Origin of the sequence: Paracoccus bogoriensis, assembly GCF_019431455.1 — a bacterium.
GTDB lineage: Bacteria > Pseudomonadota > Alphaproteobacteria > Rhodobacterales > Rhodobacteraceae > Paracoccus > Paracoccus bogoriensis.
In genome coordinates this window covers 1-13,391 of sequence record NZ_JAHYSR010000001.1, presented here as the reverse complement: position 1 = coordinate 13,391, position 13,391 = coordinate 1, and the positions used below count along the sequence as shown (strand labels likewise).

Genomic DNA, 13,391 nt, shown 5'->3' with positions numbered 1-13,391 from the left:
GCGGGACAATTGCGTCCCGCGACCGCCGGGGGGCCGGCCCCCCGGACCCCCCCGGACGGCGCCGCGCCGACCGGCTGGCACCAGGCCCGCACCGAGATCGAGGCCCAGGCCCGCGCGATCGGCTTTGCCAAGGTGGGCGTCACCCGGCCCGACGCTCTGCCCGAACTGCCCGCGCGACTGGCGGCTTTCCTGGAGGCGGGTCATCATGGGCAGATGGGCTGGATGGCCGAACGCACTTCATGGCGCGCCAACCCTGCCGCCCTTTGGCCCGAGGCGCGCTCGGTCATCATGTTGGCCGAACTTTACACCCCCGAGACCGATCCCTTGGCGGTGCTGGACCAGCCCGAGCGGGCGGCGGTCAGCGTCTATGCGCAGGGGCGCGATTATCACGACCTGGTCAAGAAACGCCTGAAGCAGCTGGGTCGCTGGATGCTGGAGCGCGCGCCGGGGCATCAGATCAAGGTCTTCGTGGACACAGCACCGGTGATGGAAAAGCCCCTGGCGCAGGCGGCGGGACTGGGCTGGCAGGGCAAACACACCAATCTTCTGTCGCGCGACCTGGGCAGCTGGTTCTTTCTGGGCGCAATCTTCACCACCCTGCCCCTGCCGCCCGACCAGCCCGAACGCGAGCATTGCGGTTCCTGCCGCAGCTGTCTGGATAGCTGCCCGACCGGTGCGTTTCCCGCGCCTTTCCGGCTGGATGCGCGGCGCTGCATTTCCTACCTGACGATCGAGCACAAGGGACCGGTCGATCCCGAGCTTCGACCGCTGATGGGCAACCGGATCTATGGCTGCGACGATTGCCTGGCGGTCTGCCCCTGGAACAAGTTCGCGCAGGCCGGCTCCGAGATGCGCTATCGCGGGATCATTGATGCCCCCTTGCTGGCAGACCTGGCAGGCCTGGACGACCCGGCCTTTCGAGCACGTTTCTCGGGCAGTCCGATCAAGCGTATCGGGCGCGACCGCTTCATCCGCAACGTGCTGTATGCCATCGGCAATTCCGGTCTGCCCAAGCTGCACCCCGTGGCGGCGGCGCTGCTGCAGGATCCGGATCCGACGGTGGCCGATGCCGCGCAGTGGGCCTGCACACGGCTGGACAAGGCCTAGAACAGGAAATCCTCGGCGCCGAGACCCGTCACGCCCTCAAGCCGGATCAGCATGTCAGGGCGGCGGTCGCCGTCCAGGTCGATCCAGACTTGCGTCTCGTTGCCCGAGACCTGCCAGCGGACCGAGCGTTCGCCCGAATGCCCCCCCTGTCCCACATAGCTGACGCGCAGAAAGGACAGGTCAAGACGATCCTCGCCGCGGGTGAAATCGCGGATCAGGTCGGGCGCATCGACACGGCTGTCATTGCGGTCCAGCACGCGAAAGATGTCGCGGCCACGCCCGCCGATCAACGTATCGGAACCCGGACCACCAACCAGCGTGTCGTTTCCGTCGCCGCCGTCCAGCAAATCGTCCCCCATCTGCCCCCGCAGCAGGTCGTTGCCCGGCCCCCCGCGTAATGTGTCCCGTCCTGGACCGCCCTCCAAGGTGTCGTTGCCCAGCCCGCCCATCAGCAGATCATGGCCCGGACCGCCCAGGATGCGGTCCTCGCCCGGCCCGCCAAACAGGCGATCGTTGCCGGCGCCGCCGAAAATCCGGTCATTGCCGATCCCGCCTTCGATCGTGTCATCCCCGGGACCGCCATAGATCGTGTCATTGCCCGGCCCGCCCAGAACACGGTCACTGCCGCCGCCCGCATAGATGAGATCGGCCCCCGTCCCGCCCAGGATCGTGTCGCGCCCAGGCCCGGCGCGGATCGTGTCATTGCCCGGCCCGCCCTCAAGGCGGTTGTTGCCGATCAGGTCTTGCAAGAGATCGTTGCCAATTCCGCCGATCAAGGTGTCATTGCCCGAGCCGCCCAACAGCGTGTCATGCCCCGGTCCGCCGAACAGCCGGTCATGGCCCGCCCCGCCGATCAGGCGATCATTGCCCGCCCCGCCATGCAGCGTGTCGTCACCCGGCCCGCCATCAATGACATCGTTGCCGTCGCCGCCGAAAGCCAGGTCATTCCCCTCGCCGCCAAAGATCCGGTCGCGGCCAGCCCCTGCGCGGATCGTGTCATTCCCCTCGCCACCGTAAAAGAGGTTGTTGCCCTGATCGTCGAACAACAGATCGTCGCCATCCCCGCCCCACAGCACGTCATTGCCGTCCCCGCCGTGCAACGTATCGCGGCCCGCCCCCCCGAACAGGACGTCATCGCCCGCGCCGCCTTCGAGCGAATCATTGCCATCACCGCCTTCGAGCGTGTCGTTGCCGTCCCCGCCCAACAGCGTATCATTGCCGGCGCCGCCGCGCAGCAGGTCGTTGCCGCTGCCGCCGTTCAGGTAATCGGCCCCCGCCCCCGCGACCAACGTATCGTTGCCCGGCCCGCCCAACAGGCGGTTGTTGCCCTGCAACGCCTCAAGGTAGTCGTTTCCGTCCTCGCCCGACAGCGTGTCGTTGCCGCTGCCGCCGAACAGCCGGTCATTGCCGTTGCCGCCATAAAGCAGGTCGTCCCCGGCCCCTCCATACAGCACGTCATGACCGTCGCCGCCATAGAGCGTGTCATTCCCCTCGTCCCCGTGCAGCGTGTCATTGCCTGCATCGCCGAACAGCGTGTCGTTGCCCGGTCCGCCAAAGATCAGGTCGTTGCCGTCCCCGCCGCGCACCACGTCATTGCCCGCCCCCGCGCGCACCGTGTCATTGCCACCCCCGGCCGAGACGGTGTCGTTGCCAGCCCCCGCGTTGATCATCTCGGGACGGGCACCACCCAGCAGCAGGTCAGGGCCTTCGGTGCCAAAGATCCATTCGGGCATATCCGAGGGCGTGTCCTCGGGGCGGATACGGGACGGGTCCACTTCCGGCAGCAGGTAATGCGCGACCGGGAACAGCATCTCGTTCGAGAAATCGGCGATGGTCAGCGACCGGCCGTTGCGGGTCTGCACGTCGATCACCATGTCGCCCGCCACGATCATGACGCCGGTGCTGGTCGGAATGAAACGCAACTGCCAGATGCTGCGGATATTGCCCAGCAGGGACAGGTCCAGTCGGTCGATACCCGGTTCATAATCCGTGATCGTAACGGTGCCGCGCGTGCGCGTCACGACAAACAGATCGGCCCCGGCGCCGCCCGTCAGACTGATGGGGCGCCCCCCGGACACCAGGATGTCATCGCCCGCGCCGCCCGACAGGCGCGTGGTCTGCGCGCCCGCCAACAGCAGGTCATTGCCGCTGGTGCCATTCTGGGCGCCCGCGCCGACCTGGCGCGTCAGACCGATCCGGCCGGGGTCAAAGACAAATTGCGTGATCCCTGTCTCGGTCGCGCTGGTTACGAACAGCATCACCCGCCCCTCGACCACCAGCGCCCGGATCGCACTGACATTGGCCAACGTGGTGCCGTTCGTGTCCTCGATGGTCAGCAGGTGCAGCAGCCGCCCGTCGGGCATCAGCGTGAAGACCGAAATCCCGTCATCCGCACCGCCCACGAAAAGCAGGCTGCGGCCGTCCACCACGACGCTTTCCATGGCGGTAACAGATTGAAAGCGGGTCGTGCGCTCGTCGATGATGTGATCGGTGCCGGTCAGACGCCCCTGCCCATCCAGCCGGAAAACGGAAATCGAGCTTGACCCGCCCCCGCCCAGAATGACGAAGGTGCTGCCCCCCACCTCGACCACCTTCAACTGCGAGGGCTGGTCGTATCCCATTCCCCGCGCCGCAACATGCAGGTTCCCCGGCCCGATATGCCCGCTATCCGAAACCAGATGCGTGGACAGGAAATTGCCCTTCCCCGAGATCGTGACGACGATGGTCTGGCCCTCGGCCTGCGCCACGGCCAGCCGGTCGATCTGGGCGCCGGGCATGGCCCGGTCCGGCATCGGGATCGTCAGCGAGGATTGCCGCGTCAGCGCGCCATCCGCAGCGACGCGATGCAGACTCAGCGTCAGCCCGCCCTGCGCGATCAGCACGAACTCGCCCCCGGGCAGCGACAGCTGTTCGATCGCGGTGATCCGGCCCGGCGGCAGGCCCGAGGGGAAGGCCGTGCCAAAATTGGGCAACGCGCCATTGTCGATCCGATAGGCCAGCCCCAGATTGGTCGCGCCGCCCAATTGACCCAGATGCAGCAGGTTGCGCCCGCCAAGCGACAGCAGCGTGATCTCGGGCGCGCCGGAATAGGTGAAATTGTCCAGATAGGCCCGGTTTCGCAGCAATTGCAGCGGCAAGTCGGGATCGCTGATCGCATAGCTGGTCACTCCGCCGCCGATATGAGTGGCGGCGAACAGCATGAACCGCCCATCCGATCCAGCAATCGCCAGATCGGTGACCTTGGACAGCCAACGTTGTTGCGTGACACCGAAGGTTGTCACGTGGCGATAGGCAATCATGGTGTTCAATGCCCGTGATGAACCCGGACGGAACCGGCCAGGCACTCACAGGATGGGGGCATCGCCGCAGGCTGAACAGACCCGCTTTTGCTTGCATTTTAGCAGATCGGAGGATCTTGCAGGGTCAAGCCTGTTTTCCCGCCTCGGCCAAGGCAAGGGGGCCATAGAGAATCAGCGCGGGCTGGTCGGGTACGACACCCTCCAGCCGCCGGGCCAGTGCCTCGATCGTGGTCGGCTCAAGCCGCTGTCCGGGATGGCCTACCGCCTCGGCGAACAGGGCAGGCGTATCGCCCGGCAGGCCATGCGCGCGCAGGCCCGCGACCAGCGCGGGAAAGCTGCGTTGACCCATGAAAACGGCCGTCGTGGCCTGCGGATCGGCCAGCGCCGCCCAGTTCACATCCTGCGGCAATTGGCCGGTCACATCGGCGCCGGTGACGAATTGCAGCCGCCGCGCGGTCAGGCGCCGCGTCAGCGGCATCCCTGCTGCTGCTGCCGCCGCGCTGGCGCTTGTGACGCCCGGCACGATCTCGAACGGGATACCGGCCTGCGCCAGCGCGACCAACTCTTCCTCCAGCCGCCCGAAAATGCCCGCATCGCCCGATTTCAGCCGCACGACGCGGCGCCCCGACCGGGCGTGGTCCAGGATCAGGCGGTTCACGGCCTCTTGCCGCGCCGAGGGACGGCCCGCGCGCTTGCCCACCGCGATCAGTTCGGCATCCGGATTGGCGTGATCCAGCACGGGGCCAGAGGCAAGGTCGTCGAACAGGACCACCTCGGCCTCGGCCAGACGCCGCGCGGCCTTCAGCGTCAGCAATTCGGGATCGCCCGGCCCGGCAGAGACCAGCGAGACAAGCCCGGTTCCTGGCGGCGTTTCGGTCACGCTGTGGGGCATCCTTGTGCTGGCCTTGTCAGGCCGACAGCTATAGCAGCCCAGCCCGGTGTGACAATGGCACGCATCCCCTTGCCGCCGAAAGCAGGGCGTGATCGGGAAACTTTTCGACGCTTTCGGGCGTGGTGATGCAACGGAAGGGGGCAAACATGACGGTCATCTGCTGGTTCCGGCGCGTCCTGCGTCTTGACGATCACCCCGCGCTGATCGCGGCGGCCCAGGCGGGCGCGGTGATCCCGCTGGTGATCCTCGATCCGGCCGAAGCCGCGGACCACCCGGCCAGCGCCATGCGACAGGCCCTGTCGCTGCCGCGTCTGGACGCCAGTCTGCGCCAGCGCCGCAGCCGCCTGATCGTCCGGCGCGGCCCCCCCGCCGAGGTGATCGAGGCCGTTCTGCGCGAAACCGGCGCGAGGCAGGTTCATGCCAGCACCGGCTTTCCCTTTGCCTCGGATCACGGGCTTCGGGCGGCGGTCGAGCGCGGCGGCGCCAGCCTGCATCTGCATCCGCTGGCCGATCTGGTGGAACGGGCCAGCCTGCGCACGCAGACGGGTGGACCCTACAAGGTGTTTACCCCCTTCTGGAAGGCGCTGCGCCAGCAGGACATCGCTCCGCCGCAGGAAGCGCCCCGCCTGTCCTCGCCCGACGACTGGCCCCACAGCGATGGCCTGGATTGGCCCGAGGCGCGGGCGGCGATGGACCGAGGCTGGGACGTGGTCGCCCGCCATACCCGCCCCGGCGAGGACGAGGCGCATCAACGGCTGTCGGAATTTCTGGATGGCCCGCTGCGGGATTACCACACCCATCGCAATCACCCCTTCCGGCCCCGCGCCACATCCGGTCTGGCCGATGCGCTGGCCGTGGGCGAGATCAGCGCCCGGCGCGTCTGGCACCGCACCCTGCCCGCCTTTCAGGACGGCCGGGCGGGCGCCGAAGGCTTTCTGTCGGAACTCGCCTGGCGCGAATTCGCCCGCGACCTGCTGCACGAATCGCCGCAGATGGATCAGCGATGCTGGCGCGAGGAATGGGACCGCTTCCCGTGGAAGCGCGACAATGCCGATGCGGAATGTTGGCGGCGCGGCCAGACGGGCGTCGCCATGGTCGATGCCGGGATGCGAGAACTTTACGCAACGGGGCGGATGCACAACCGCGTACGGATGATCACCGCAAGCTACCTGACCAAGCACCTGCTGACCGATTGGCGCGTCGGGCTGGACTGGTTCGCGCGCTGCCTGACCGACTGGGATCCGGCCTCGAATGCGATGAACTGGCAGTGGGTGGCGGGCTGCGGGCCGGATGCCGCACCTTTCTTCCGGATCTTCAATCCCGAAAGTCAGGGCGACAAGTTCGATCCGCAATGCGCCTATCGCGACCATTGGATGCAACCGACAGGCCAGGGCGCGCGCGATTTCGCCGACGCCGCGCCGCGTTCGTGGCAGATCGACCTGACGCGGCGGGCCATGCCCTCGATTTCGCTGGAGAAGGGGCGCGCGCGGGCGCTGACGGCCTACGAGCAGCTGAAATCCTGACAGAGGAGAGGGCAGAATGGAAAGGGCATTGATCCTTGGGGCCTCGGGCGGAATCGGCGCGGCGCTGATGGATCGCCTGCGCGCCTCGGGGGTGGCGGTCACGGGGCTGTCGCGCAGCGGTGACGGGCTGGACCTGACACGCCCCGAAAGCGTTGCTGCCCATGCGCAGGCGCTGGCGGATCGCCGATTCGACCTGATCTTCAACGCAACCGGGGCGCTGGTGATCGACGGGCATCAGCCGGAAAAGACCATGGACGCGCTGGACCCGGATGCCATGGCCGCACAATTCGCGCTGAACGCCACGGGTGTCGCGCTGGTCATCCGCCACTTCGCGCCGCTTCTGTCGCGCGAGGGGCGGCCCGTGCTGGCCTCGCTTTCGGCGCGAGTCGGCTCGATCGGAGATAACGGCCTGGGGGGCTGGGTCTCCTATCGCGCCGCCAAGGCCGCGCAGAACCAGATCATTCGCACCGCCGCGATCGAGTGGCGGCGGCGCAATCCCCGCGCCGTGCTGGTCGCGCTGCATCCCGGCACGGTGGCCACGCCACTGACTGCAAGATATGCCGCGCGCTATCCGACGATCACCCCCGATGAAAGCGCGCGCGCATTGTTGGGCGTGATCGAGACCTTGACCCCCGAGGATACGGGCAGCTTTCGCGACTGGAAGGGTCAGACAGTGCCGTGGTAGAGGCTCTGCCGCGCAGATGCGGCGCGAATCGCTGAGGGATCGCCTCTGCGCCCGGCTGGGCAAAGGAACTCAAGATGACAATGATCTGCCCGTCCGGCCTCAGCAGAACCTTGGCAAGGTTCCATCTCGGCACGAAGCCCGTTTGCTGGCGAACCCGGGCACGGAACGGATGAACCTCGCCCCGCGCAATTGGCAGGATATCGGTGATCGGCAGGTCGATGCGGTATTCCACCTGGCAATAGCCGCAGACCTCTGCCCCCCGTCGCCAGTTCCTGATGGAAGGGCCCCGACGAAAATAGTTCTGGTCGGCGTGACTGCGGTGCGACGTTCAGGCCGCAGGAACCGAAGCCCGCCACAGCCAGAAAGAACGCTTCGCCATCAGACGCCGCCCCCCGCGCCGCCCCCCGCCAAGCCGCTTTCTGAAGGCTTCAGGCCCCCGAACCGGCTGCCCCCAAAACGTCCTGCTCTTATATTTCAGGACGTGGTAATTTGACCATCCGCCTGAATCAGCGTGGTCCTCTTTTGGCCAGGATCCGCTGAAGCGTGCGGCGGTGCATGTGAAGTCGGCGCGCCGTTTCGCTGACGTTGCGATCGCATTGCTCGTAAATGCGCTGGATGTGCTCCCACCGCACACGGTCGGCAGACATGGGATTCTCGGGCGGCGGAGGCAAAACTTCTCCGCTGGCCAGAAGCGCCGAAGTCACGTCATTCGCGTCAGCGGGTTTGGCCAGATAATCCGTGGCGCCCATTTTGACTGCCGCAACGGCCGTCGCGATGGCGCCATACCCGGTCAACACGATGATCCGGGCATCCTCGCGCCTTTCGCGCACGGCCTCGACCACGTCCAGGCCGTTCCCGTCCTCAAGACGCAGATCGACCACGGCATAGGCCGGGGCCTTGCGCTCGATCTGGCGCAAGGCCTGCGAAACGCTGAGCGAGGTTTCCGTCTGAAAGCCACGCTTTTCCATCGCCCTTGCCAGGCGTGTCACGAAGATCTCGTCATCATCGACCAGCAGCAGACTGGGATCGGGTCCAATCGGGTGGGTCACATTGTCCATCGCGCGCCTCTGAATGATAGAAACGAGATGTAGTGACCCACGACCTGCAAGGCAAAGAGTTGCGACAAAACGTCGTCCCTGTGCCAGAGGGCCGCTGCGACCGATCCTCTTTTCGGGCGCCGCCTGCGCGGTTCCTCAGGACAGGGCATCCACGAAACAGCCCACGCGGTCGGCCATCTGCTCGGCCGTTGCCTCGCGAGAGAAGAACTCTACCGTCCGGTTTCCGGGCATGACCAGATAGGTATTGGTCATGTGATCGACCAGATAATATTGCTGATCTTCCTCGTCATGGGCCTTGTAGTAATTTCGCCAGCCCTGATTGATGCGCGCGATTTCCTCGTCCGAACCGGTCAGGCCGATCATGTCGTCGGAAAACAGGCTGGTATAATCGGCCAGAACCTCGGCTGTGTCACGACGCGGATCGACAGTAACGAAAACATTCTGGATATCGACGCCGCGCGCGGCCAGGATCTGCTCCACCTCGGCATTGCGCGCCGTATCAAGGGGGCAGACATCCGGGCAGAACGTATAGCCGAAATAGAGAAGCGAGGGCTTGGTGAAAACCTCGTCCTGGGTGACGCGCTGGCCGTCATGGCGGGTCAGGGTGAAGTCGGTGCCGAAACTGTCCATGCCTCCGGCCACGGCGCTGCCCCGGCATTGCGCCAGGGGATCACCGGCGCGCTGCTGGGTCAGAAACAGCCCCCCGGCCGCCAGAACGCCGATTGCCGCCGCAGCGCCGAACATCAGGATCTTGCGATCAGCCATGACTTTCACCATCCTTGCGCGCCAATTCGGCGCATTGATGGCTGATCGTGCCGCCGTTATCAAGGCACAGACCGCCGCAGGGACATCACGATGACGGAAAACGCCCAGGCCGCGGCCAGTCTTGAAGCGCCGGTCGTGATGACCGACCAGCACAAGGCCGAACCCATCCGTATCCGCACGCTGGTGCTGCTGCGCTGGTTTGCCATCGGCGGCCAGATGGCGGCGGTCATCGTGGCGTGGCTCATGGGAATCGGCTTTGTCAAGACGCCGGTCCTGCTGCTGATCGCGGCCTCGATCACGATGAACCTGTGGTTGTTTCTGCGCCCGCCGAAACGCACCTCGCCGGGGCGAGCAGTGGCGCAGCTCAGCTTCGACCTGGTGCAGAACTCGGCGCTGATGGCGCTGACCGGCGGCATGGCAAATCCCTTTGCGCTGCTGGTGCTGGCGCCGGTGACGATTGCGGCGGCCTCGCTGAAGGGGCGGCAGGTCCTGGCGCTGGGCCTGGCGACGGTGGCGCTGATCTCGGTCGCGGCCTTGTTCGGCCTGCCCCTGCGTGGCCCCGACGGAGAGATCCTGCGGATGGAGCCGATCCTGGCGCTGGGCCATTGGGTCGCTCTGGTCATCGGCGTCGTGTTCTTTGCGGGTTACGCGCACCGGGTGACGGCGGAATTGCAGGCGACATCGAACGCGCTTTTCGCCACCCAGATGGCGCTGTCGCGCGAGCAGCGGCTGCAACATCTGGGCGGGGTCGTCGCGGCCGCGGCGCATGAGATGGGCACACCGCTGGCCACAATCAAGCTGATCGCGGGCGAACTGGCCGACGAATTGCAGGACCGCCCCGACCTGTGCGCCGATGCCGCAGCGCTGAAGGCCTCGGCCGATCGCTGTGCCGAGATCCTGCGCAGCATGGGCCGGGCGGGCAAGGACGACCTGCACATGCGCGCAGCCCCGCTGCGCGCCGTGATCGAGGATGCCGCAGCCCCTCATGCCGAACGCGGCCCCGTGGTCGAGATCAAGGCCGACGGTCCGGTGATCCGGCGCGATCCGGCGGTGATCCACGCGCTGCGGAACCTGATTCAGAACGCCGTCGATTTCGCCGAAAGCCGCGTGGTGGTCGAGTCCCAGATGACCCGGACCAGCCTTGGCGTGACGATTCGCGACGATGGTCCGGGCTTTCCCGTTGCGCTGTTGTCCCGGCTTGGCGATCCCTATCTCTCGCGCCGGGCCGAGGCGCAGCGCGGCAGCTACGAAGGGATGGGCCTTGGCCTCTTCATCGCCAAGACGCTGCTGGAACGGTCGGGCGCAAGGCTCAGTTTCGGCAATGGCGGACCGGGCGCCATCGTCTCTGTCCGCTGGCCTCTGGACCGTATCCGGGCCGAAGACCGACTTGCTCTGGCGGAAAATCCGCATATCGACCGCTGATCGCTTAACCCATTCTTAAGCAAGCTGTGCAACATTCGCCGCAAAGCGGTCTGCAACAGGCACGAGGGCTGGGCATGTTGAGCGAAGGAATCGGTCTGGTCGCCACGGCAGTTCTGGCAGGAACCCTGTCTGTGATCCTGGCGGTGGCAACGATCAGATTGTGGAATGTCGCAGGCGTGCACCGCGGCTCTGGCGCCGGGGCGCGCGATCGTCTGGATGCGGCGATCCAGCCAATGGTGTTCCTGTTTCGCCAGACTCGCCTGATCGACGCCACGCCCCCCGCGCGCGGGCTTCTGGACCGGATCGGCGCGCCGGGCGACGACTGGTCGCGGCTGCAGCAATGGCTTGGTCCCCGCTTCCCCGAGGCGCCCGCCCGAATGCGTCAGCTTGAACGGCTGGGCCGGATCGAAATGACCGGGACCGAGGGGCGGGGCAGCGCGACCCTGCGGCTGGTGGCCGAGGATCTGGGCGACCGGATGTGGCGGCTGACCGTCACCGATCCCCAGGCCGAACATGCGGGCATCGTGGTCGATTCGATGTCGCTTCATGCGATGGAGGAAGAGCTGGACCTGCTGCGCCGCGCGCTGGACCAGACACCGATGCTGGTCTGGCGCCAGGACGAGGACGAGCGCATCACCTGGGCGAACGCCGCCTATCTGCGCCGTGCCGAGGCTCGGGCCGACGGCGCTCTGGGCTGGCCCCTGCCGCGCCTTCTGGACGCGCCGAAGCCCGTTCCCGGCGCCGGGACCGCGACCCGCCGCGCCGCGCTCGAGGATAACGGCATCGTCTCCTGGTATGATTGCCACAGCCACCGGATGGGGAACGAGGTGATGATGTTCGCCCTGCCCGCCGATGCGGCGGTGCGTGCCGAACGCAGCCTGCGTGAATTCGTGCAGACCCTGACCAAGACCTTTGCCGATCTGCCGATCGGGCTTGCAATCTTTGATCGGCAGCGAAACCTGCAATTGTTCAATCCGGCGCTGATCGACCTGACCGGCCTGCCGACAGGCTTTCTGACCGCGCGCCCGACCTTGTTCGACTTTCTCGACCAACTGCGTGAACAGCGCATGGTCCCCGAGCCCAGGGATTACCGCAGCTGGCGTCAGCACATGGCCAACCTGGAAAGCGCCGCCGCGACCGGCCACCATGTCGAGACCTGGTCCCTTCCCGGCGGCCAGACCTATCGCGTGACAGGCCGCCCGCATCCTGATGGTGCAGTGGCATTCCTGTTCGAGAACATCACGTCCGAGGTCAGCCTGACCCGCAAATTCCGGGCTGAGCTGATGCTGGGCAGCCATGTGCTGGACGGGATCGAGGATGCTCTGGTCGTCTTTGCCCCTGGTGGCAAGATGGTGATGGCGAACCAGGCCTATCGCGCGCTTTGGGGCGATGCTGCGACCGATCTGCCCGAGGCGATGACACTCTGGGCCGGAAATCGCGCTGCCGGTGCGGGTCATGCGGCCTTGTGTGCGGCGCTGCAGGACAAGGATGCGCCGCGCGCCAGCGGCGCGTTGGCTGGCCCACAGGGTCAGCTTCTGGGCTGGGCGGTTTCGCATCTTGGAGGGGGGCGCGTGATGCTGCGCTTCCGCCAGCCCGCCGTCGAAAGCCTGACCGCGCCGGAAGCGCTGCTGGCGTTGGACCAGGCGACCGATCTGAGCGGAGCGGCCAAGCTCGGCTAGGTTTTGTTGCATTCAGGGCCCCATGTGAGGCGAGTTGTGCTTCAAGATCGAAAAACAGAGGCCTCTTGCGGACATTGAACGATGAACAACGGGTGCGGATCGAGGGGCACCTTCCGGTGCGCGAAGGTCCGCCGTGCGGACAATCGGCCGGTTGCGGATGCGGTCCTGTGGTTAACGCGGACGGCCTACTGAATTCGTCAGGCGAACAGGCGTGCATCGCGGTTCCGACGCCGGGCCATGACGGGGCTTGGGATCGTCTTTTTCAAGCCATTAGGCAAAAAACCCGACTTGGAATATGTCCTGATTGATAGCACCACATGCAAAATGCACAGCCCTCGCGGACGGGGCGGACGGAAGAGGGGCTCAAAATCACGGCCTCGGAGGTCGGCATAGTGGGTTGCCGATCAGGATCCACGCTGCCGTCGCTGCGCTGGGGTTGCCGGTGAGACTGATCCCGACGACCGAGCAGCGTGGCAATTGCTCACAGGCCACCGCGCTGATCGACGGCTTCGAGGGCGTTTGCCACATTATTGCCGATGCCGCCCATGACTCGGCCGCCTTGCGCAAGAAGATCAAAGGAGGCCGTGGAGCACAGGCCCATATCCAAGCCAGCCATCCCGCGCGGTCAAGCCATTCCTCGATCTCGACCTTTATGTCGAGCGTCACAAGGTCGAAAACTGCTTCCAAAGGATCGAACCTCCGCCGCATCGTCTTGCGGTGCGAGAAGACGCTTTTCAGCGTTATGGGCTTTAACCTTCCTCGGGGAATGTCCCGCCCGATGTTGAACTTCGTGGGGTGAGGGGTGGCGTTGCTCTCGCTGAGCCGTAGGCTCGGGGTGTCCAATCCAAACGGAGAGCAGCACCATGAAGACAGCTACCACATCTCCGGTCGCGCTGGCCAGCACGGCCGAGTTGAACGCGGCGGTCGAGGAGGCGCGCGACGCGGTCGGGGCGAGCTTCGA

General features: G+C 66.2%; 10 protein-coding genes. 6 read left to right on the top strand and 4 right to left on the bottom strand.

Translation table 11 applies throughout. From position 1 onward, the window contains the following. Positions 1-96: 96 nt before the first annotated feature. On the top strand, positions 97-1,107 hold the full coding sequence (gene queG, locus KY389_RS00050; protein WP_343222871.1) for a tRNA epoxyqueuosine(34) reductase QueG: 1,011 nt from the start codon (positions 97-99) through the stop codon (positions 1,105-1,107). On the opposite strand, the gene KY389_RS15605 is transcribed toward queG, so the two are convergent. Further along, positions 1,104-4,406, bottom strand: a complete 3,303-nt coding sequence (locus KY389_RS15605; RefSeq protein ID WP_219828672.1) for a M10 family metallopeptidase C-terminal domain-containing protein — start codon at positions 4,404-4,406, stop codon at positions 1,104-1,106. The genes queG and KY389_RS15605 overlap by 4 nt on opposite strands. Before the next feature lie 124 nt (positions 4,407-4,530). Next, the gene (gene cobA, locus KY389_RS00040) at positions 4,531-5,286 is read right to left on the bottom strand and encodes a uroporphyrinogen-III C-methyltransferase (protein WP_343222857.1); all 756 of its coding nucleotides are present in this window, start codon (positions 5,284-5,286) and stop codon (positions 4,531-4,533) included. Between the two features lie 158 nt (positions 5,287-5,444). On the opposite strand from cobA, the gene KY389_RS00035 reads away from it, so the two are divergent. Together KY389_RS00035 and KY389_RS00030 are read left to right on the top strand one after the other, a co-directional pair. Next, positions 5,445-6,821 (top strand): cryptochrome/photolyase family protein, encoded by a 1,377-nt coding sequence (locus KY389_RS00035; protein ID WP_219828670.1) that lies wholly within the window; start codon positions 5,445-5,447, stop codon positions 6,819-6,821. A gap of 16 nt (positions 6,822-6,837) precedes the next feature. Continuing rightward, positions 6,838-7,506 (top strand): SDR family NAD(P)-dependent oxidoreductase, encoded by a 669-nt coding sequence (locus tag KY389_RS00030; protein ID WP_219828669.1) that lies wholly within the window; start codon positions 6,838-6,840, stop codon positions 7,504-7,506. Between the two features lie 506 nt (positions 7,507-8,012). On the opposite strand, the gene KY389_RS00025 is transcribed toward KY389_RS00030, so the two are convergent. Continuing rightward, positions 8,013-8,564: an ActR/PrrA/RegA family redox response regulator transcription factor gene (locus KY389_RS00025; protein WP_219828668.1), complete on the bottom strand. Its 552-nt coding sequence runs from the start codon at positions 8,562-8,564 to the stop codon at positions 8,013-8,015. A gap of 135 nt (positions 8,565-8,699) precedes the next feature. Further along, positions 8,700-9,329, bottom strand: coding sequence for an SCO family protein (locus tag KY389_RS00020; protein WP_246587856.1), 630 nt, complete (start codon positions 9,327-9,329; stop codon positions 8,700-8,702). 90 nt (positions 9,330-9,419) lie between these two features. On the opposite strand from KY389_RS00020, the gene KY389_RS00015 reads away from it, so the two are divergent. The 3 genes from KY389_RS00015 to KY389_RS00005 all read left to right on the top strand — a co-directional run bounded on the left by KY389_RS00015 (position 9,420) and on the right by KY389_RS00005 (position 13,229). Next, entirely contained in the window at positions 9,420-10,751 is a 1,332-nt protein-coding gene (locus tag KY389_RS00015) for an ActS/PrrB/RegB family redox-sensitive histidine kinase (RefSeq protein WP_219828666.1), read from the top strand. A gap of 77 nt (positions 10,752-10,828) precedes the next feature. Then, a complete protein-coding gene (locus KY389_RS00010) occupies positions 10,829-12,430 on the top strand; it encodes a PAS domain-containing protein (protein WP_219828665.1) in 1,602 nt (533 codons plus the stop codon). A gap of 304 nt (positions 12,431-12,734) precedes the next feature. Continuing rightward, positions 12,735-13,229, top strand: a complete 495-nt coding sequence (locus KY389_RS00005) for a transposase (RefSeq protein ID WP_281426497.1) — start codon at positions 12,735-12,737, stop codon at positions 13,227-13,229. The last annotated feature ends 162 nt before the right edge of the window (positions 13,230-13,391 follow it).